Raw genomic sequence first — 21,441 nt, forward strand, 5'->3', positions numbered from 1 at the left:
ATGAATCTACAAAGGATACTCGACAGATTTGACGTATTAGTGATAAAATATAATTTAATATTCAATAGGATGGAGAAAAAAGATGAAGAATACAGGATTTTATTATGTTAAAGAAGTGGCGAAAGAAAAAAGCTTTTCTAAAGCATCAAAGAAACTTGGAATTTCGCAACCGGCTTTAAGTTCATATATCAATAAATTAGAAAAAAAGTGGGGAATACTTTTATTTGACAGAAGTATATCACCTATTGAACTTACAGAATTTGGCAAATCATATTTAGAGTATGCGGGTTCAGTTATAGAAGCTAAAGAACGTTTTGAAAAAGAAATATCGGATTTAAATGAACTTAAAACCGGAACGATTGTATTAGGCAGTACTGCATGTTTTTCGTTGAGTTATTTGCCATATGCGTTAACAGAATATAGTAAAAAATATCCCGGAATTAACTTTCAGATAATAGAAGGAAAAACTCCGGATATTCAAAGGAAATGTTTAGACGGTACGGTTGATATTTTCCTTTCTGACAGTGATATAGATGATAGTTTATTTGAAAAAGAAGATATATTTGAAGAAAGAATTGTTATAGCGGTACCAAGGGAAAATGTCATAAATGAAAAGTTGAAAGATTATCAGGTTAGTCCTGAAACTATAATTGCAGGAAAACTGAATGATGAAGCTATAAAAGAAGTTGATATGTCTGAATTTAAAGATGAAAGATTTATATTATTAAATGAAGACCAAAGAGTTAGAAAGATTGTAAACAAATTGTTTGACGAATATTCAATTAGCCCAGAGGAAATAATGGAAATTCAGCAGTCAACAACAGGATTTGCAATGGCAGTGGCTGGAATGGGTGTGACTTTTGTTGCTGAAAGTGCAATTAAATTTAATAATTATGCAAATCATCCTATATATTACAAAGTGGGAACAAAAGAAAGTACAAGCAGAAAAATGTGTGTAGCATTTAAAAAAGGAAAATATATTTCAAAGGCAGGAAGATTGTTTATTAATGAAATGAAAACAATATTTGAATAAAAAATGAACAAAATATAATTTTTGTTTACAAAATATCTACACAATGTGGAAAATGTGTTCCATAATTAGCAAAAAAATAGGAATATATACATTTTGTATATAAAAATTGAAGGAGTGATATTATGAAAAAATCATTGAAGAGGGGTCTTTCATTTGACTTTCATTAACATTTCTCGTAACAAGTACACTTAATGTAGGATATCTTGAAATATCTCATCCAACAATAGTTATACCTACAACAAGACCTGCAGTTACAATTTTTTTTGAAAGATTTTGTAAAACTATAGACTATTTTGTGATTTTATGAGAAAATAAACAAAGGTGTGGGCAGACTAAACGCTCACAAATAATACATAGCATAAGATGGGTAGCATTACTTGTTTTATGCTAAAAATATGGGGATAGTTCCCTAGGTTATATTTCGAAAGGAGTATTTATTCAAATGATTTATTCAAAAGAAGTTGAAATGATGTGCCCTGTAGCTAAGGGTGCAAAGCATGAACCAGCTCCAATTCCAGAAGAAGGAAAATGGGTTCATTCAAAAAAAATCGAAGATATTTCAGGCTTTACACATGGTGTAGGCTGGTGTGCACCTCAGCAGGGAGCATGTAAGCTTACTTTAAATGTTAAAGAAGGTATCATTGAAGAAGCATTAGTAGAAACAATCGGATGTTCAGGTATGACACATTCAGCAGCTATGGCAGCTGAAATTCTTCAGGGAAAGACAATTCTTGAAGCTTTAAACACTGACTTAGTTTGTGATGCTATCAATACAGCAATGAGAGAATTATTCTTACAGATTGTATATGGTAGAACACAGAGTGCTTTCTCAGATGATGGTCTTGTAGTTGGTGCCGGACTTGAAGATTTAGGTAAAGGTCTTCGTTCACAGGTTGGTACAATGTACGCAACAAAGGCTAAAGGTGTTAGATACCTTGAAATGGCTGAAGGTTATGTAACAGGTATCGCTCTTGATGCTGATAATGAAGTTATTGGTTACCAGTTTGTAAATCTTGGAAAGATGACAGACTTTATTAAAAAAGGTGATGATCCTACAACAGCTTGGGAAAAATCAAAGGGTCAGTATGGACGTGTTGATGACGCTGTTAAGATTATCGATCCAAGAAAGGAATAGGAGGTAACAACAATGGCATTATTTGAATCATATGAAAGAAGAATTGATCAGATTAATTCTGTTTTAAATAGTTATGGAATCGCTTCTATCGAAGAAGCTGAAAAGATTACAAAGGACGCTGGATTAGATGTTTACGAACAGGTTAAAAAGATTCAGCCAATTTGTTTTGAAAATGCATGCTGGGCTTATACAGTAGGTGCAGCTATTGCTATTAAGAAAGGATGTAGAAGAGCTGCTGATGCTGCTGCAGCAATCGGTGAAGGTCTTCAGGCTTTCTGTATTCCTGGTTCTGTTGCTGACCACAGAAAAGTAGGTCTTGGACATGGTAACTTAGGAAAGATGTTACTTGAAGAAGAAACAGAATGTTTCGCATTCCTTGCAGGACATGAATCATTCGCAGCTGCTGAAGGTGCTATCGGTATCGCTGAAAAAGCTAACAAGGTTCGTAAGAAACCTTTAAGAGTTATCTTAAATGGTCTTGGAAAAGATGCAGCTCAGATTATCTCAAGAATTAACGGTTTCACATTCGTTGAAACAAAATACGATTATAAAGAAGCTAAGTTAAACATTGTTTACGAAAAAGCTTACTCAGATGGACTTCGTGCAACTGTTAAATGTTACGGTGCTGACGATGTACAGGAAGGTGTTGCAATCATGCATCACGAAAACGTTGGTGTATCTATTACAGGTAACTCAACAAACCCAACTAGATTCCAGCATCCTGTTGCAGGTACATATAAGAAAGAATGTATCGAACAGGGTAAGAAGTATTTCTCAGTAGCATCAGGTGGTGGTACAGGACGTACACTTCATCCGGATAACATGGCTGCTGGTCCAGCTTCATATGGTATGACAGATACATTAGGACGTATGCATTCAGACGCTCAGTTCGCAGGTTCTTCATCAGTTCCGGCTCACGTTGAAATGATGGGTCTTATCGGAATGGGTAATAACCCAATGGTAGGTGCTACAGTAGCTGTAGCAGTTTCTGTTGAGGAAGCAGCTAACGCTGGTAAGTTCTAATCAAGCAATTAAATAAAACACTTGAAAGTGCCGTAATCAAAGGGATTGCGGTACTTTTTTTGCACAAAGAGAGAATGCAATAAGGTCAGTTTATGAAAAAAACGGCAATAACCATATGTTATAATATTTATATCAAAAAACGTAAGGAGGAAACGAAAAATGAAAGGACAAATGAAACGAATAGTTGCCGTGATGCTTTCAATCATGATGGTTTTCACTCTTGTACCATTGTCAAGTGTAAATGCAGCATCTAAAGCAAAATTAAACAAAAAATCAGCAACAATTTATGTTGGAAAGACAGTTCAGTTAAAAGTGAACAATAACAAGAAGAAGGTAAAATGGTCTACTTCAAATAAGAAGATAGCCATAGTAAACAAGAAGGGAAAAGTTACAGGCAAAAAAGCAGGTAAAGTAACAATTACAGCAAAGATTGGAAAGAAAAAATATAACTGTAAGGTTACTGTAAAGAATAAAGCAGTTGTAGAACCAACAAATGTTCCGGAAACAGTAAAAACGGCAGAGCAGCCTACAACAAGTATAGAACAGTCGACTACAAAACCAGCAGAACAGCCAACAACAAAACCGGCAGAGCAACCTACAACAAAGCCAGAACAGCCAAGTACTAACCCGGTTGAAGAAACAACAACAGATAATTATGGTGACAGCGGTGAGGATTGGATTGTAAAAAGCACTTCAAATAAATGTTGGATTCAGGAGTATGTAGGAAACGACACTGATATTGTAATTCCGTCAAGGATATGTGGAAAGCCAGTGGTAGGTGTTGCTGGGTTTTTAAATAACAAAAAAATTACAAGTGTAAAGATACCAAGTGGTGTTATTAGCATAGAAAATAGTGCGTTTTATAGATGCAGTAATTTAACAAGCATAATAATTCCAGATAGCGTAACAAGTATAGGAAAGGACGCATTTGGTGGATGCAGTAGTTTAACAAGCATAACAATTCCAGATAGCGTAACAAGTATAGGTTCCTATGCGTTTGAGGAATGCAGTAGTTTAACAAGCGTAACAATTCCAAATAGCGTAACAAGTATAGGTTTCTATGCTTTTGGTGGATGTTATGTAGAAAAAAATAAAATTATTAATAATAGTAAATTTGAGATAAGTGGAAATGAATTTTATGGTATGATTTTATATGATTATAAAGATAATGGAATGTATATTAATGATAATTCAATAATACATGCTGAAAAAGATATTAAAGAAGCAATAATTCCAAATGGTATAACAAGCATAGGCAATAGAGCGTTTATGAATTGTAATAGTTTAACAAACATAACAATCTCGAATAGCGTAACAAGTATAGGTTCCTATGTGTTTGAGGAATGCAGTAGTTTGACAAGCATAACAATTCCGAATAGTGTAACAAGTATAGGTGTTAATGAGTTTAATGGATGTTATAGTTTGACAAGTATCAAAGGGAAAAAAGGTTCATATGCTGAATCATGGGCTAATTCGAACGGATATACATTTATTCCTCAATAGTAAATATTTATATAAGATAATGTTAAATGGCAGGTATCACGAAAGTTACCTGCCAACATTATCCCCAATATCCCTCTATTTATATAACACAACAGAATCATTTTCTTTTATTAATGTATTCCCATCGGGTATTAAATTATCTTCGCCTCGTTTAATTAAAGCAATAAGAACATTTTCTGGTAAATTTAATTCATGAATTGTTTTGTTGCACCATTTATCTGTGCTTTGTATCTTGATTTCTTTTAGATTTTCCTGCCCTGATGGTTCGTATGAAGGAACACTAAGTATTAATGTATCTTTCGCTAAAATCATAGTATCACCTTTAGGAATTATAGTTGTTCCATTGCGTTTAATCATAAGAGCTAAAGAATTAGTGGGCATACTTACATCACTAATTAATTTATTCTCCCAATTATGACCTTTAGGTATGTACATTCTCATTAAGGTAATAGAAGAATCCTCCTTATAATCATTAAATGTTTTTCGAACATCTTCGTTGTTATCAATCATCTTTAATTTATTTGCTATCTTAGGAATAAGAGTTCCTTGAATTGAAACTGAAAATAAAGCAACCATAAAAACAATATGAAATATATCTAAAGAGATATCAGGGCTCCCGGCAACAACCATAATCGAAAAAACAATAGAAGCAGCACCGCGAAGTCCCGACCATGATGTTAATAGGCATTGCTTAATACTACATTTGAATGGTATCAGCAATGCAAATACAGCTATTGGTCTTGCAATTAAAGTGAGTATAGCAACAATGCAAAGTGAAGGCATAGCTATATCAGGAAATTTATGTGGAAATGCAAGTAATCCTAATAAAAAGAATATTAAAATTTGAGCCAGACCGGTAATCCCATCGAAAAAAGGAATTAAAACATCTTTACATTTTATTTCGCTATTGCCAAGTATTATACCTAATAAATACACACTTAACAATGCGTTTCCATTTAAGTACATAGAACTTCCGAATGCGGCTAAAACAAGAGAAATCATAAAAATAGTATCTAATCCGTTACTAATTATAGTTGTCTTTTTTATTATAAATAATCCGATAATTGCAAAAAATATACCAATCAGAAGACCGAAAAGTATCTGTGAAAAAATCATTAAAGGTATTGTAGATAATGATTTAGAATTAACCAAAGATATTCCTATGATTGTAAGCATATATGATACAGGGTCGTTGCTTCCGCTTTCGATTTCAAGGAGAGATGCAGTTCCATTTTTTAAATTTAACTTTTTCTTTCTTAATATAGAAAAAACACTTGCTGCATCAGTTGAGGAAAGAACTGAACCAATCAGGAAACTTTCTACAAAAGTAAAATTAAGAACAAAATAGCAGAATAAACCTGTGATTGTGGCGGTGATTATAACTCCAATAGTTGATAATAAAATGGCTTTTAAAGCTACAGTTTTAGCGGTAGCCAATTTTGTATTGAAACCTCCATAAAACATAATGAAACATAGGGCAAGCATGCAGATTTTTTCGGCAAATTCATAGTTAGAGAAGGCTATTTTAAATATTCCATCGCTTCCAAAAATCATACCTATGCCCATAAAAAGAATAAGCGTAGGCATACCAAATTTGCCTGAAAATTTATCGGCTATTATACATAAAAACAAAATTAGTGATACACAAGTTAAAGTTATCGCCATATAAATCTCCTTTCGCTGAAGTGATAAGTTTTATATTAGGGAAAATGTAAATAGACAACTAAAAAAATACAGATTAATTTTATAAATCTTATCATATATATTATTTTTACGAAATAAATATTCATGTTTACTTTTATTAATTAAGCAAAATATATAAAAATCAGGTCAAAAATTGAAAAAAACAAGAATTTACTAAATAAATTAAAATATTACTTTAGTGATTATTGCTAAATATACAAATAATAAAACTGTTTTTATTCTATTAATGTACGAAATTTCCAGTTAATGAAATTTAAAAAAAATTTTTGTAAGAAAATTGTGGTACAACGTGCTATAATATACAAAGACTGAGATTCAGTTATGAAAAACAAGAGAAGGAGGAATTTTCAATGAAAAGAAAATCAACATTCAAGTCTTTGTTAGCATTGGCTTTAGCAGTTGTTTTAGTATTCTCAACAAATGTTACACCTGCAAGCGCTGCTAAGAAGAAAGCAAAGGCGACAAATGCAGTTAAAAGCGTTAAAGTCGTTTCACCTGCAGGTACAAAGAAAATTGCGACAGTTGCAAGGGGTAAGTCAATTAAACTTACTGTAACAGTTAAAGCAAAGAAGAAAGCATTCAAGAAAGTGACTTATAAGTCAAGCAATGCAAAAGTTGCTACAGTATCTAAGAAAGGTATTGTAAAGGGTAAAAAGGTTGGTACAACAACAATTAAGGTTGTATCAGTAAAGAACAAAAAGAAAACAGCAAGCATTAAAGTTAAGGTTGTAAAGAATGCAGTTAAGAAAGTAACACTTAACAAGAAGAATCTTGACCTTGCAGTTGGTGCTTCAGAAAAGTTAAGCGCTAAGGTAAATGCTCCTAAGAAATCATACAAGGCAGTAAAGTGGACATCATCAAATGAAAAAGTAGTTAAGGTTTCAAATAAGGGTGTTGTTAGTGCAGTAGGCGAAGGAACAGCTAAGGTTACTGTTACAGCTCTTGATGGTAGCAAGAAGAAAGCTACATGTACAGTTGCTGTATGGAATGGAATTAAAGATGTACAGTTAAACAATCCAAGAAATAACTATTATGTAGACTCATATAAGGTTGTATTAGATACACCAATTGCACTTACAAAAGATAGCTTTGTAGTTAAGAGCAAAGTTCGTGCAGAAGGTACATACAACAGAGAACTTGAAGTTGAAAAAGTATTTACAAACGACAATTTAAACTACACTATATTTACAAAGAATTCAGTTGAAATGGGAGAATTTGTACAGGTTTCAGTACCATCATTAAAGGGGAAAAACGCTGTTGAGTTACAGGCTCTTGCAGACGGATATGAATATAGACAACTTGTTTCAGGTGTTGTAGGAGACGAAATTAATACAGGTGTTGGTTTCAAAAATCTTGTTGGATATGAAACAGTTTCAGTTGCATCAGGAAATCTTCCAGCAGGCTTAGCAATTGAAAAGTACACAAACAACATTAAGGGTAAGGTTGCAGCTGTAGCAGAAAATCAGGTTGTAAACTTTACAGGTACAGACGAACTTGGTAGAACAGCAAGTTCAAAAGTAAATTTCCTTATTGGTGACAAGAATAAGGTTGTTGCTGAAAACAAGACTATTGGTGATCAGGCTAATGCATTAATTTATCCGCATGAATATATTGGATCATACATTAATGTTGAAGGTGGAAGCGGAGAATACCGTGCTACTCTTTTAGACACATACAATGATTTATTTTATTTGGATAGTGAAAATACAGATGAAAACGGAAACAAATATACAACAACATCAAGTAGAGTATATGTTAATGGTAGATCAGGAAAAGTTGAAGCAGGAACATATACTCTTAGAGTACAGTTTACAGATATAGAAAATCCTACACTTACAGCTATAGGAACACTTACAGTTGTAGTTACTCCGGCAGTTTCTGTTACTACAGTTCTTTATAATTATGACAGTAGCACAGATGAATTAATGTTTTACAATCATGATTTAAATGAAACTTTCAGTGCAGTATCTGCTGATGAAACAACTGATTATGAAAAGAAGATTCTTACATCAAAGGTATGTCTCCCGGCAGGTAACTATTCTGTATATATTGAAAGTTATGGAGAACAGATTACTCTTGCTAAGTATGTAAGCTTAGGCGCTGATACAGTATTATCATATACAGCTCCAACAAGAGCAACGATTAATGGTACACTTACAGACAGAAATGGTGCTAAGCTTAATAAGAGAGCTTATGTAAGAATTTACAAAGCAGATAAAACAGATGAACCTATTGGATATGATTACGTAAGTTCATATGATGATGGAAAATATGAATTCAAGTGCGTACCTAATGGAACATATGTAATTAAGGCATTTGATAATGAATCTGATAAAGAATTAGCAACATCAGCAACTATTACAGTTACAGGTGCAAACATTGTTGTTGATTTTCCAAATTTACCAATTGATAATGACCAGAATATTGATTAGTAATTTATAAGCATAATTTAATGTTTAGATAAAAATTAAAAGCAAGCGGCATAGTCGTGTAAACGGCTATGTCGTTTGTTTTTTTGGCTCTTTGTCAAGAGTGGGGTGAAAGATTTTTTTAATAAATGAAATTTATAAACATATAAAATCGTTTTTATATGTAGAATTAATTTTAATATATAACTAAAAAAAATAAGCAGTTTAAACAAAAAGAAATATTATAGAAATTGCTACATTAATGATGGAGTGTATGGAGTTAATTGGAATGAAGTGATTCAGGGATGTGTCGGAAATACAGTTGATACATCAGGAATGAAACAGCTTACAAATGGAAATGGTGTTTCAGATTGGGGAGACAGAAATGCAACAACTGTAATCGAATCAACGCCAAAGCTTAGAGAAAAGCCATTTTTATATTACGATACAGAAAAATATGCCAATTGAAGTTCCAAATGAATAAAATGTCCTTATTGAAAATGCATGCATCGTAGAAATTGCAGATGGTAATGGACCAAAGGTAGGTATTAATCATATTGTAAATAATACAACTGCAGGAATTAGAACAGGTGCAGATAATGGTGGTGGTTATGCAATACAAAGATTGCTTAAGAAAAGTTAAATCAAAAATAACTGTCAAAGCAAATAAAAAAATTAAGAAATTAATTAATAAGGCTTTAAAAGAAGCCAACCATAAGAAAAAACTCCGGCAGACAAGGCTGAAAAAAATAATCTTTTTAGTTTTGAGAATATTTAATAATCAACTGTCTGTTGGAGTTTTTTTCTTAAATTCAATTTAACTATATTTCTTTAACCAATAACTGATTTGAAGAATATATGCTAACATTTGTGGACCAGCCATAAGTTGACCGTACCATGGCTTGCCATAATCTTTAGATGAGTTGATGTAATCAATTACCTTACTTTTATCTACAATAAAATTAAGTGCATAGTTATTATCAAATTCTTCTAGAAGAAGTTTACCAATCATTTTCTCGTATTCAGGATTGTAAGTTTTGGGATATGGAGATTTTTTTCTGTTTATAATTTCTGGTGGAAGAAAATCTTTCCCGCATTCTTTTAATAAATGTTTAACACTTCCGTCTTTACATTTGTATTCCCATGGAATACTGAAAACATAGGATACTAATCTATAGTCGGCAAAAGGAACTCTTGCATCAAGCCCTGAGAAAACACTACAACGTTCCATTCTGTTAACTAAAGTCATCATGAACCAGTTTATAGTCAGATATCCAATTTCAAAACGACGTTTATCTTTCTCGTTGCTGCAATCACTTTCAGGGCATTTGCTTAGAGAAGTTTTATAAGCGTCATCAACGTATTCTTTTAAATTAAGAGATTGAATGAAACTGTCATTAAAAAGAGATGTTCTTACGGACAAATCTTTAGACCATGGGAAAGAATTTGAGTTTAACATTTCATCGCGATGAAACCATGGGTAACCACCAAATACTTCATCAGCACATTCTCCCGTTAAAGCAATGTTATTTGTTTCTGATATTTCATTGCAAAAGTACATTAAAGAAGATTCAATATCTGCCATACATGGAGCATCCCTCATATCAACAGTTTCTTTTAAATATTTAATTTGCCCTGAACTGTCACAGGTTAGATATTTATGATTAGAATTTAAGTATTTTCTCATTATTTCTACGTAAGGTCTGTCTAATGAGTTTTGAAAAGAGTTCCCATTAAAGAAAATTTCATTGCCTTCAAATTCAAATGCGTATGTTTTCAATTCTCTGTTTTCTTTATCCATCATAGATTTAGCAATAGAAGTTACAAGACTTGAATCAATTCCGCCGGATAAAAGAGAACAAATAGTTGTATCTTTAGTTAATTGCTTTTTAATACTGTCTTTTATCAGATAATTAACTTTGTCAACTGTATCTAAATAAGGATCAGCGTGATGATTATAGGTTAATTCCCAATAGCAATGAGTTTGGTAACTGATAATGTCCTGTGAGTTAAAAGTTACTTTTATATAATTGCCGGGAAGTACTTCAAATATGTTCTTAAATAAACTTTTTCCGGGAGTTCGTGCAGGACCAAGTCCGATGATTTCACACCAGCTTTCATTTGTTAGTTCGGGTTTTATGCCGTAAGCAAATATACTTTTTTGTTGAGAAGCAAATATAAAATGATTATTTGTACAATGATAAAATAATGGCTTTATACCAATAGGGTCTCTTACTATTATTAATGAGTTGTTTTCGTAAATTGCAAATGAAAAACCACCATTTATTTCTTTGAAAATATCTTCGCCGAAAACTAAATATAAATATAGAATAAGTTCTTCGTTGCACAATTCATAAGCGGAAATATCATAGGATGATAATTTATATTTTAATTCATTTGAATTATAAATATTTCCTGTAAAAACGATAGAAGCTGTTCGATTCTTATAGGTAACTGATAGCGAATCTCTATGTGCGATTGAAAAATTGCTTGCTGTAAATCCAATATGATGTTTCATGTAAATTATACTGTTTTCGTGGCAATTTGTTATTAAGGAATCCTGCATATTAGTTAATTTGCTTTCGTAAATTGCATACAAAGTATGGTTCCTCTCAACGTCAAATTCTGTTTGAAAGTAACCGGCAATACCGCTCATAAAAACCTCCTAAAAATCATATAAAAAAGGTCCATAGGACCTTTTAGGTTATTGTTACATGTGGACTTTGTATTACAGGCTGAATTTGTCGGCCCTGCAAAGCTTTAACTATTGTATCCTGCAGTAAATCAACATGTGCAGTCATGGAATTTGGTTTTGAAATATAATCATCCATTCCAAAAGGAACAAAATAAATATTTTTAGTATTTAATAAAATACCTATATTTTTTAAATTCATTCCAAGTGCATCGTTTGTACTTAAACATATAACTAAAGGTTTGTTGTTTCTTAAATGTGCTTTACATGCCATTAAAACAGGTGTATCAGAAATACCATTGGCAAGTTTTGAAAGAGTATTACCTGTACATGGTGCAATAACTAAAACGTCAAACATTGATTTAGGACCAATTGGTTCGGCATCTGTTATAGTTGTGATTGGTTCTTTATTGCTAAGTTCTTTTGCTAAATTTAAAAATTCTTTATGGTTTCCAAATCTACTGTCAGTTTTAGAAGCGTTATCTGAAAAAATGGTATATAGATTTGTATTTGCTTCAGATAGACGTTTTAATTCGTTAAAAACTTTTTTGTAGGTACAGTAAGAACCGGTTATTCCAATTCCAATATTTTTATTATCTAAACTGTGATTCATTTTCTGCAGTCCCTTCTATAATTGATGATATGTTCTTTGCTATTAATTCACCGGAACTTTTAGAGGCATATTTGCCGGGAAGTCCGGGACAAATGTGATATGTCAGGGAGAGAGAATTTAAAATATCTTTGTCAAATCCGTAAGGGTATGATGCTATATCGAAAATAGTACAACTTTTCTGAAGTGTTTTAAGATTACTTATGGAGAGTATATTTTTAGGAATACAGTTAATAATTATGTCTATTTTTGATAAATTATTAATCTTTTTATTTATATCTAAAAAAGTAAAGTTTTTATTTAAACCATCGTTTATTTTTGACTCAATATTTTCATAAAAGAAAATATTAGAACCTACGTTGTTGAATAAATTACATATTTCGCTTCCACATTTTCCATAACCGAGAACTAAAATATTAGATCCTTTTAAAGAATAATTAGTATTACAAATTATATATCCTAAAAGTCCTTCTGCAGTATAAAATGCATTATTTCTGTAAAAGTCAGGAATATTCAAGATATCAATTGCTTTAATTCCTAAATTCATACAATGTGATACGACTGAACCTTTAAATCCTCCACCAAATAAAATCTGTCCCGGTTTTAATAATGAAATAAAAGTTGTAATTGGAAAACTTGTATAAAAATCACAATTTACATTTTCTCCATCTTTGGAAAAAGGAATTGATGCGACAATATATTTATATTCTGCAAGGTTAAAATTTGTTACAAGTTTGGCAGAATAATTATGAAAAATTAAATAATCATACAAATATTTCTGCTTATTCCCATTTGAAATAATTGCAAATGAATCCATACAAATCACCTTTTTTTATTATATATGTTATTCTTATGGAAGATTGATAATGTTATAAGAAAGGGCATTTGCCACCGTCGGTTCAAATTGAATTGACAGGTATATTTTGCTTAGAGCCGGAGGTTCTAAAAGCAAAATATAGTTGAAAATTTAGAACTGTTACGAGTGGCAAGCAGCGCGAGCGTTATTTCGTTAACATTATCAATCTTCCATAATATATAAACTAAAATAAAAGCTATTTTCTATACATTAATTATATGTATAAAAATTTACAAGGTGATTATTTTAATAAAGTTATTTCTTAATCATTTATGAATAGACAATAACAATATTGTCGTAATGAATGGGAAATGCTATAATTATCGATAGCATACGGAAGTCATAAAGTACGTTTGTTATTTAAAAAAAGTAAGCAGATAAAAGAAGGTAAAATCTATTTTAATGCTGTAAATGAGACACAATTAAAAAGGAGATGGAGATGTTAAATAAGAAATTAAAAATGACAGCAACAGTTTTAAATATATTACAGGTAATTCCAATAGTAATATTAGAGATATTTTTATTTATGATATTAACTTATAACAACAATGTAGCTTTAAATTATATTCCGGTAAGATTAATTGTTGCAGTAGAAATTGCGATAGTATTATGGATGTTAATTCCATTTTTCATTAAGAAAAACAAAGTTGGAGCAATAGTATCAATAGTTATGTCTGCAATTATGATTGTAATGAGCGTTGGAGCAGATATAGCAATTGGATTAAATCAAAAGACTATAAAAGGTATTTTTAAAGAATCAGAAAAAACAATAGATAAAATTGTAAACAACAGTAAGTTATCAACAGATGAATTTGGTGTATATATATTATCAGATGATGAGGCAAAGAATATTGAAGAGTTAAAAGATGATAAATTTGGATATATTCAGAAATTTGTAGGTGATGACAAAGACGAATTATTAAATAACATTAATGAAAAGATTAATCAGGATGGTAATTATCAGGAATACGATGATGTAATAACCATGACAGAAGCTTTATATAATAAAGAAACAAGAGCAGTTGTATTAAATCAGTCAATGATAGATGTTATAACATCTATGGGTGAAAAGAAAAATGATGAAGCTGATTATACTGATTTTGAATCGAAGGTAAAATGTATCTATACATATAAAGTTACTCATCAGGTTCAAAATGAAAATAAGAAGAAAGATATAACAAAGGAATGCTTTAATGTTTATATAAGCGGTATTGATACATTTGGCGCAGTAACAACAAAGAGCAGAAGTGATGTAAATATAATAATGTCAGTAAATCCACAGACCAGACAGATTTTATTACTTTCAACACCTAGAGATTATTATGTTCCTTTGTCTAATTCAAACGGAGTAAGAGACAAACTTACACATGCAGGTTTATATGGCGTAGATGTATCAATGGAAACATTAGAAATGCTTTATGATATTGATATTGATTACTATGTGAGAGTTAATTTTGACGGATTTAAAGATATTATTAATGCATTAGGTGGAATAGATGTTGATTCTGAATGTGCTTTCTCAGCAAAAGGATATAGCTATAGTCAGGGAATTAATTATAATATGAATGGCGATAAGGCATTAGTATTTGCAAGAGAAAGAAAATCATTTGCAAGAGGTGACGTACAGCGTGGAAAGAATCAGATGTCTGTAATTAAAGGTGTGATATCAAAATGTGCATCCCCAAGCATTTTGGATAATTATCAGAAAATACTTGAAAGCATAAGTGAAAGTTTTCAGACAAGCGTTAGCAAGAAAAACATTCAGAAATTTGTTAAATTCCAATTGGCAAATGGATACGAGTGGAATATTCAAAGCTATAATGTATCAGGTTCAGGACAGTCAAATTACACATATTCAGTTCCAAGTAATAGAGCTTATGTAATGGTTCCTAATGAAGAAACAGTAGCAAAGGCAAAAGAGTGGTTGAAGATTGTAACGGACGGTGGAGAACTAAAAGATGTAACTGAAGAAAATTAGTTTTAGGTACAAAAAGGATTGAAAATATGGAGAGAGATTATATTGGAAATTTAGGAGACAGAGATAATAAGCAGACAATAAAATTTATATCTACTAAGGCTAATACCCTTAAAGCCTTAAATGAAGTAATTAAATTAGGATATATTGAAGAAATGCTTATTATAACAGCTAAAGAATATCATCGTGATAAGAAAAAAACAGCTGATAAAATAATTGAAAAATTTAAAGGTGAAAAAATAGTTGTAAGAAGTTCATCTACAAATGAAGACTGTTTTGTAAAATCAAATGCAGGTCATTACACAAGTATTTTAGATGTAGATTCAACTAATGAAACAGCAATTATTAATGCAATAGATACTGTACTTAAATCATACACTTTAGATATTGATGATATTGAAGATGAACAGGTTTTAATTCAGCATCAGGCTGTAGATGTACTGTATAGTGGTGTTTTGTTTACTTATGATATTCAGGGGCAGCGACCATATTATCTGATAAATTATGATGATAGCGGTTCTACAGATTCCGTAACAAGTGGAAAAGGCGGAAAGACTTTATGGATTGCAAGAAATACGGAACTTTCAGAGTTAAATACAGCATGGAAAAATCTTCTTGAATCAGTTCAGGAAATCGAAGATTTATTGAAAATACCATTAGATATTGAATTTGCAGTAAATAAGAAAAATGAAGTAATAATTTTTCAGGTTAGACCTTTGGTTGCAAATACAAAAAATAAGAATGCGATTAATGCCATTAATGATTTCTATAGTAAATTAAATGACGTAAAAAAGGATTATGATAGAATAGAATGCAGTCTTGACGGACAACCAATGATTCTATCTGATATGGCATTTTGGAATCCTTCAGAAATTATTGGAACAAGTCCTAGAAATCTTGATTATTCATTATATAGAGAAATTATTACATCAAGGGCATGGAATCAGGGCCTTGTGCCAATGGGATATAAGAAATTAGAGAAAGAACTGATGTACAAGATTGGTGTAAAACCATATATAAGTATACAATATTCGTTTTATTCATTAATACCTGCTGAGATTAGTGAAAAATTAGCTTTAAAACTTGTTGATTTTTACGTAAATAAATTGAAACAGGACACAACTGCTCATGATAAAATTGAATTTGAAATAGTTTACACAAGTTATGATTTTAATACAGAAAACAGAACAAAAGAATTACTTGAAAATGGATTTACAAGAGCAGAAAGAAATACAATTGTAGAGGCACTTCATAAACTTACTTTAAATACAATTGAAAAACACGGATTAATATCAATGAAAGATAATGCAGATATTAATCATTTGGAAAATGAAAGAAAAAGAATAGCATCTTTGGATTCAGAAACAAATAATATTCATAGAATATTAGAAGATATAACAGAACTTTTAGATGCCATAAAAAGTCTTGGTACACCACAGTTTACAAGACAGGCAAGAATGGCATTTATGGCAAAGTCATTTTGCAGTTCATTAGTAGAAGCAGGATGGTTTACAAATGATGAAATAGATGAGTTTATGAAATCAATTAATACTGTTTCATCAAAATTTGATTATGATTTCCACAAGTTTTCATTGGGGTTAATGTCTAGAAATGAATTTAATAAAATATATGGACATTTAAGAAGTGGCACTTATGATATTCGTACAGACAGTTATAATCAGATGGTTTTCAGACCGGTAACGGAGAAGAATAAAAACTATAAAGATAAGAATGTATCTAAAGGTTTAGATGAAAACAGGTTGAAAGAAGCACTTACTTCTATTGGATTTGATATTCATCCAAAGGAATTTAATAATTTCCTTGTTTCTGCAATTGAGGGAAGAGAATTTTTTAAATTTGAATTTACTAAATCTTTAAGTCTAGTAATTGATTTAATTCAGAATTTAGGTAAATTACTTGAAATTGACAGAAAAAGCCTGTCATATATTACAGTAGAGGATTTAAAACATTGTAAGAAATTAAAAGTAGCTGAAATTAAAAAATATTTAACGGATACAATAGTAAATAATAGAAAAGAATATTATGATAAGTTAAACATCATTTTACCGGATGTCATTTTATCTAAGTTAGGTGTTTCGTTTATTCCTGTAAATGAGGCAAGACCAAATTTTATTACATCACAAAAAGTTGAGGGAGAAGTAGTAAATCTTGAAAGGGAAACAGATGAAGACCTTATGGATAAAATTGTAATGATTCCAAAGGCTGATCCCGGATATGAATGGATTTTTACAAAAGGAATAAAGGGATTTATAACAAAATATGGTGGAATGGCAAGCCATATGGCTATAAGATGTGCTGAGTTTGAAATCCCGGCAGCAATCGGATGTGGTGAAAAAATATATAATTATGCGGCATCTATGAACTACATGGAATTAGACTGTGCTAATGGCAGTATTAAAGAAGGGATGCAGTGTGAGGATTTGCGAGCACTGATTACTCAAAGAGAAGGCGTAAATCAATATGGAGATTCAACTGATGTATTAGAATCTGCATATATAAGATTTTACGAATTGCTTGGATTTATTCCACAGCCGGCTTCAAATCATGTTAAAAATGTAGGTAAATTATTTGAAAGACAATGTGATTTACTTATTGTTGTAGGTGGAGGAGCTCTTCCATGTAAATTTTATGACAGGCCTCATAACGAAGAATTACAGCCGCATAGAGACGCAATGGAAGAAAAATTAATAAGACATTGTATTGAGCAGGAAATTCCAATTATCGCAACTTGTAGAGGAATGCAGTATATGAATGCTTTGTTTGGCGGAAAGTTACTTTATCATCCTGATTTGCCGGTAGAAAGACCAAGAGGAGTGGATCACGAAGTATATCTTGTGGAAGAAGATAGAACAATTATAGTAAACAACTATCACAAGGACGTAGTTCCAATTGATGGATTAGCTCCGTGTTTTAAGCCTCTTGCAATTGATAAAGAAAATCAGACAATAGAGGCATTTGGTTCTGATGAAATGAAGATATTAGCTTTGCAGTGGCATCCTGAAAGAAAATTTGAAACATCGAATGCATTGGGAGAAACAAGAAAGTTAGTAGTTAATTTTATTCAGAAACATATCAAATAATAAATGCGATAAAAAGATAAAAATGTTATGTTTATAAATTGACAGTTTTTTTGACAATGCAAAAAAAACTTATTTTAGTGTATTTTTATCTGTAATTACATTCACATATAAAAAATGATACATATTTTAAAATATAAATACTATATTTATTATATTAAATATGTTAAATTACTATCGTAACAAAGTGTTACGAAAGGGTTTAGATTTTGAAAAGAAACAGGTTTTTAGAAAGATGTCTTTCATAAAACCTGTTTCTTTGTATTTACAAAAAAATGAAAGTTTTGCCTTATTGTGTTATAATTCTTAGAATAGACAATTAATAATGAATAAAGATTATGAAAAGATAAAATTTAAGGAGATAAATTTTGGAAGAGATATTAGAACAATGGAGCAAAACTTTTAATTTGAAAAATTTAAAATTGGTTGGATATCATGGCGGATATCCGATAATACAATTTGATAAAGAAGATAATATGAAATTACTTGCAATGAGTGAAAATGAAAGAAAAAGAATAATCAGAAATTGTGAGACACATGGTGGTATTGAACTTGGTGTTGGTTGGAATTTTGTAAGAACTGCCGTTTTAAGAATTAATGATGATACAATTGTTATGGCCGGACATGAATATGTGTTAAGAAGAATGCTTGAAAAATTTATTTTATAAAACATTTGATTTAACAGTAAAAGCATTGATATTTGACTAAATATGCCTAAAACAATGCATACTTGATGTTGAAATGGAAAAAAATTTATTGTATAATCTAATAATTATGAAAACGTTTATATTCTAAACGCTGGAGGACATACAAAATGGAAAAAGAAAACGTGAAAAGTGAAGTAACTAAAAACTTTATTGAATTGATTATCGACAAAGATTTGGAAGAAGGAAGATTTGATCATGTTCAGACAAGATTTCCACCTGAACCAAATGGATATCTTCATATTGGACATGCAAAGTCAATTCTTTTAAATTATGGTTTGGCTAAGAAATATAATGGTAAATTTAATATGAGATTTGATGATACAAATCCTACAAAAGAAAAGACAGAATTTGTAGAGTCAATTTTAAAAGATATAAAATGGCTTGGAGCTGACTGGGAAGACAGATTATTTTTTGCATCTAATTATTTTAATCAGATGTATGAGGCAGCTGTTAAGTTAATAAAAAAAGGTAAAGCATATGTATGCGATTTAACACCTGAAGAAATTAGGGAATATAGAGGTACATTAACTGAACCTGGAAAGAACAGCCCATATAGAGACAGAAGTGTTGAAGAAAATCTAGAACTATTTGAAAACATGAAGAATGGAATGTATAAAGATGGTGAAAAGGTATTAAGGGCTAAGATTGATATGTCATCTCCTAATATTAATATGAGAGATCCAATTATTTATAGAGTGGCTCATATGACACATCATAATACAGGAGATAAGTGGTGCATTTATCCAATGTATGATTTTGCTCATCCTATTGAAGATGCAATTGAACATGTAACACATTCTATCTGTACATTGGAATTTGAAGATCACAGACCTTTATATGATTGGGTAGTCACAGAACTTGAATACCCTAATCCTCCAAGACAGATTGAATTTGCAAAGTTATATTTGACAAATGTAATCACAGGAAAAAGATATATTAAAAAATTAGTTGAAGATGGAATTGTAGATGGATGGGATGATCCACGTTTAGTATCTATTGCAGCACTTAGAAGAAGAGGATTTACTCCTGAATCAATTAAGAACTTCGTTGAACTTTGTGGTATATCAAAGAGCAATAGTTCAGTTGATTATGCAATGTTAGAATATTGCATTAGAGAAGATTTAAAGACTAAGAAACCAAGAATGATGGCTGTATTAGATCCAATTAAGCTTGTAATTGACAATTATCCTGAAGACCAGGTTGAATGGTTTGATGTAGTTAATAACATTGAAAATGAAGAATTAGGAAGTAGAAAAGTTCCATTCTGTAAAGAACTATATATTGAAAGAGAAGACTTTATGGAAGAACCACCTAAGAAATATTTCAGATTGTTCCCGGGAAATGAAGTAAGACTTATGCATTCTTATTTTGTAAAATGTGTAGATTACGAAAAGGATGAAAATGGTAATGTTACTGTAGTGCATTGTACTTATGATCCGGAAACAAGAAGTGGTAATAACTTTACAGCACGTAAGGTCAAAGGAACAATTCATTGGGTATCAGCAAGACATGCTATTGAAGCTGAAGTAAGATTATATGAAAATATAGTTGATGAAGAAAAAGGAAAACTTAATGAAGATGGTTCTCTTAACCTTAATCCAAATTCACTTACAGTATTGAAGAAATGCTATTTGGAACAGGGACTTGCTGATGCAGAGCCTGAAGATAAATTCCAGTTTGTAAGACAGGGTTATTTCTGTGCAGATATTAAAGATTATACAAAAGAAAAACCGGTATATAACAGAATAGTTTCATTAAAGAGTTCTTTTAAATTACCTAAATAGAGCCAATAAAAGGTTGAGGAGGAGAAATCCTTTTCAACCTTTTATTAGTTTTAATTAAACAAAGAGAATTAACTTAAATTATATAAACAGACTTAGTTTAAATTATTCGCTATGAATTAATATAAAAATGTAAACAGATTAAAAAATGGAGAGAAGGAAGAATGGAAGAAAAATTATATACAATACCTGTAATGGATGCATTTAAGGTAGATTGTGAGTGCCCATTATGCAAAATGAGAGATGATATAGAAAACGATAATATAGCATTTGCCATGGGACCAAGTTACATGGAGGACTATATTAGATTTGAAACTGATGAAAAAGGTTATTGTTCCAGACATATAAAAAAATTATACGAATACAATAACAGATTAGGACTTGCTCTAATAATGGAAACACATTTAAAGAATGTAAAAAAGCAGGTTGATACGCTGTCTAAGGAGAAATCTTCAGGTGGATTATTTAAAAAGAAAGAAAAGAAGCCAATAACTGAATATCTGGATAAATTAAATGGAAGTTGTTTCGTGTGCGACCGTTTAAATGATACATTTGACAGATATGTTGCCACGATACTTTATTTATGGAAAAAAGAAGATAAAGATTTTTTAGAATTATATAAGAATTGTAAAGGATTTTGCTTTGAGCATTTAAATGCTTTACTTAAATATGCTGATAAAGAATTATCGGGAAATAAATTTGACGAATTTAATAAAATGACTATAGATATATTTGAACAAAATCTAGATAGAACAATTGAGGATGTAGAATGGTTTATAAAAAAATTTGATTATAGATATAAAGATGAACCATGGAAAAATTCAAAGGATGCATTAGTAAGAACAATGTACAAAACAAACGGTGTTACGGATGAAGAATGAAATAAATATAATTCTTTTACTTGTTATGAGGTAGT

General features: G+C 30.9%; 16 protein-coding genes. 12 read left to right on the forward strand and 4 right to left on the reverse strand.

The window, feature by feature from the left end; all coding sequences use genetic code 11:
- Positions 1-82 precede the first annotated feature (82 nt).
- The 4 genes from DWW96_RS04065 (at position 83) to DWW96_RS04080 (ending at position 4,694) form a co-directional block, all read left to right on the forward strand.
- The gene (locus DWW96_RS04065; protein WP_022087935.1) at positions 83-1,033 is read left to right on the forward strand and encodes a LysR family transcriptional regulator; all 951 of its coding nucleotides are present in this window, start codon (positions 83-85) and stop codon (positions 1,031-1,033) included.
- A gap of 442 nt (positions 1,034-1,475) precedes the next feature.
- The gene (locus DWW96_RS04070) at positions 1,476-2,168 is read left to right on the forward strand and encodes an iron-sulfur cluster assembly scaffold protein (protein ID WP_117909272.1); all 693 of its coding nucleotides are present in this window, start codon (positions 1,476-1,478) and stop codon (positions 2,166-2,168) included.
- 12 nt (positions 2,169-2,180) lie between these two features.
- Entirely contained in the window at positions 2,181-3,191 is a 1,011-nt protein-coding gene (locus DWW96_RS04075) for a GGGtGRT protein (RefSeq protein ID WP_117909274.1), read from the forward strand.
- A gap of 159 nt (positions 3,192-3,350) precedes the next feature.
- Complete coding sequence (locus tag DWW96_RS04080) at positions 3,351-4,694, forward strand: leucine-rich repeat protein (RefSeq protein WP_117909276.1); 1,344 nt, start codon at positions 3,351-3,353, stop codon at positions 4,692-4,694.
- A 75-nt stretch (positions 4,695-4,769) separates the two neighbouring features.
- Here DWW96_RS04080 and DWW96_RS04085 read toward each other — a convergent pair whose 3' ends face one another.
- Positions 4,770-6,359, reverse strand: a complete 1,590-nt coding sequence (locus tag DWW96_RS04085; RefSeq protein WP_199522673.1) for a potassium/proton antiporter — start codon at positions 6,357-6,359, stop codon at positions 4,770-4,772.
- A gap of 389 nt (positions 6,360-6,748) precedes the next feature.
- Here DWW96_RS04085 and DWW96_RS04090 point away from each other — a divergent pair, with 389 nt between their 5' ends.
- From DWW96_RS04090 to DWW96_RS04095, 3 genes are all read left to right on the forward strand, one after another.
- A complete protein-coding gene (locus DWW96_RS04090; protein ID WP_117909278.1) occupies positions 6,749-8,830 on the forward strand; it encodes an Ig-like domain-containing protein in 2,082 nt (693 codons plus the stop codon).
- A 246-nt stretch (positions 8,831-9,076) separates the two neighbouring features.
- Positions 9,077-9,274, forward strand: coding sequence for a hypothetical protein (locus DWW96_RS13820; protein WP_147339805.1), 198 nt, complete (start codon positions 9,077-9,079; stop codon positions 9,272-9,274).
- A gap of 131 nt (positions 9,275-9,405) precedes the next feature.
- Positions 9,406-9,627, forward strand: a complete 222-nt coding sequence (locus DWW96_RS04095; protein WP_117909280.1) for a hypothetical protein — start codon at positions 9,406-9,408, stop codon at positions 9,625-9,627.
- Here DWW96_RS04095 and asnB read toward each other — a convergent pair.
- Genes asnB through DWW96_RS04110 form a run of 3 tightly spaced genes read right to left on the reverse strand, consistent with a single transcriptional unit; the run spans position 9,624 to position 12,925 of the window.
- Entirely contained in the window at positions 9,624-11,462 is a 1,839-nt protein-coding gene (gene asnB / locus DWW96_RS04100) for an asparagine synthase (glutamine-hydrolyzing) (protein ID WP_117909282.1), read from the reverse strand. The two genes, DWW96_RS04095 and asnB, sit on opposite strands and share 4 nt — an antisense overlap.
- 43 nt (positions 11,463-11,505) lie before the next feature.
- Positions 11,506-12,111, reverse strand: coding sequence for a dipicolinate synthase subunit B (locus tag DWW96_RS04105; protein ID WP_022089513.1), 606 nt, complete (start codon positions 12,109-12,111; stop codon positions 11,506-11,508).
- Entirely contained in the window at positions 12,092-12,925 is an 834-nt protein-coding gene (locus DWW96_RS04110) for a dipicolinate synthase subunit DpsA (protein ID WP_117909284.1), read from the reverse strand. Before DWW96_RS04110 ends, DWW96_RS04105 begins: the two co-directional genes overlap by 20 nt.
- A 478-nt stretch (positions 12,926-13,403) precedes the next feature.
- Between DWW96_RS04110 and DWW96_RS04115 the strand changes: the two genes are divergently transcribed.
- From DWW96_RS04115 to DWW96_RS04135, 5 genes are all read left to right on the forward strand, one after another.
- Positions 13,404-14,942, forward strand: coding sequence for an LCP family protein (locus DWW96_RS04115; RefSeq protein ID WP_022089515.1), 1,539 nt, complete (start codon positions 13,404-13,406; stop codon positions 14,940-14,942).
- A gap of 26 nt (positions 14,943-14,968) precedes the next feature.
- Complete coding sequence (locus DWW96_RS04120; protein ID WP_117909288.1) at positions 14,969-18,040, forward strand: gamma-glutamyl-gamma-aminobutyrate hydrolase family protein; 3,072 nt, start codon at positions 14,969-14,971, stop codon at positions 18,038-18,040.
- A 365-nt stretch (positions 18,041-18,405) separates the two neighbouring features.
- Entirely contained in the window at positions 18,406-18,705 is a 300-nt protein-coding gene (locus tag DWW96_RS04125; RefSeq protein ID WP_117909290.1) for a hypothetical protein, read from the forward strand.
- A 146-nt stretch (positions 18,706-18,851) separates the two neighbouring features.
- The gene (locus tag DWW96_RS04130; RefSeq protein ID WP_117909292.1) at positions 18,852-20,528 is read left to right on the forward strand and encodes a glutamine--tRNA ligase/YqeY domain fusion protein; all 1,677 of its coding nucleotides are present in this window, start codon (positions 18,852-18,854) and stop codon (positions 20,526-20,528) included.
- A gap of 161 nt (positions 20,529-20,689) precedes the next feature.
- Positions 20,690-21,406: a DUF6062 family protein gene (locus tag DWW96_RS04135; protein ID WP_022089519.1), complete on the forward strand. Its 717-nt coding sequence runs from the start codon at positions 20,690-20,692 to the stop codon at positions 21,404-21,406.
- The last annotated feature ends 35 nt before the right edge of the window (positions 21,407-21,441 follow it).

This window comes from Eubacterium sp. AF17-7, from assembly GCF_003461285.1.
In the GTDB taxonomy this organism is placed as follows: Bacteria; Bacillota; Clostridia; order Lachnospirales; family Lachnospiraceae; genus Eubacterium_U; species Eubacterium_U album.

Bases quoted from the DNA above. Each gene is read 5' to 3' on its own strand.
- DWW96_RS04115 (WP_022089515.1), top strand. From the start codon at position 13,404: ATGTTAAATAAGAAATTAAAAATGACAGCAACAGTTTTAAATATATTA.
- DWW96_RS04070 (WP_117909272.1), top strand. From the start codon at position 1,476: ATGATTTATTCAAAAGAAGTTGAAATGATGTGCCCTGTAGCTAAGGGT.
- DWW96_RS04090 (WP_117909278.1), top strand. From the start codon at position 6,749: ATGAAAAGAAAATCAACATTCAAGTCTTTGTTAGCATTGGCTTTAGCA.
- DWW96_RS04105 (WP_022089513.1), bottom strand. From the start codon at position 12,111: ATGAATCACAGTTTAGATAATAAAAATATTGGAATTGGAATAACCGGT.
- DWW96_RS04085 (WP_199522673.1), bottom strand. From the start codon at position 6,359: ATGGCGATAACTTTAACTTGTGTATCACTAATTTTGTTTTTATGTATA.
- DWW96_RS04075 (WP_117909274.1), top strand. From the start codon at position 2,181: ATGGCATTATTTGAATCATATGAAAGAAGAATTGATCAGATTAATTCT.
- DWW96_RS04065 (WP_022087935.1), top strand. From the start codon at position 83: ATGAAGAATACAGGATTTTATTATGTTAAAGAAGTGGCGAAAGAAAAA.
- asnB (WP_117909282.1), bottom strand. From the start codon at position 11,462: ATGAGCGGTATTGCCGGTTACTTTCAAACAGAATTTGACGTTGAGAGG.
- DWW96_RS04095 (WP_117909280.1), top strand. From the start codon at position 9,406: ATGGTGGTGGTTATGCAATACAAAGATTGCTTAAGAAAAGTTAAATCA.
- DWW96_RS04120 (WP_117909288.1), top strand. From the start codon at position 14,969: ATGGAGAGAGATTATATTGGAAATTTAGGAGACAGAGATAATAAGCAG.
- DWW96_RS04135 (WP_022089519.1), top strand. From the start codon at position 20,690: ATGGAAGAAAAATTATATACAATACCTGTAATGGATGCATTTAAGGTA.
- DWW96_RS04080 (WP_117909276.1), top strand. From the start codon at position 3,351: ATGAAAGGACAAATGAAACGAATAGTTGCCGTGATGCTTTCAATCATG.
- DWW96_RS04110 (WP_117909284.1), bottom strand. From the start codon at position 12,925: ATGGATTCATTTGCAATTATTTCAAATGGGAATAAGCAGAAATATTTG.
- DWW96_RS04130 (WP_117909292.1), top strand. From the start codon at position 18,852: ATGGAAAAAGAAAACGTGAAAAGTGAAGTAACTAAAAACTTTATTGAA.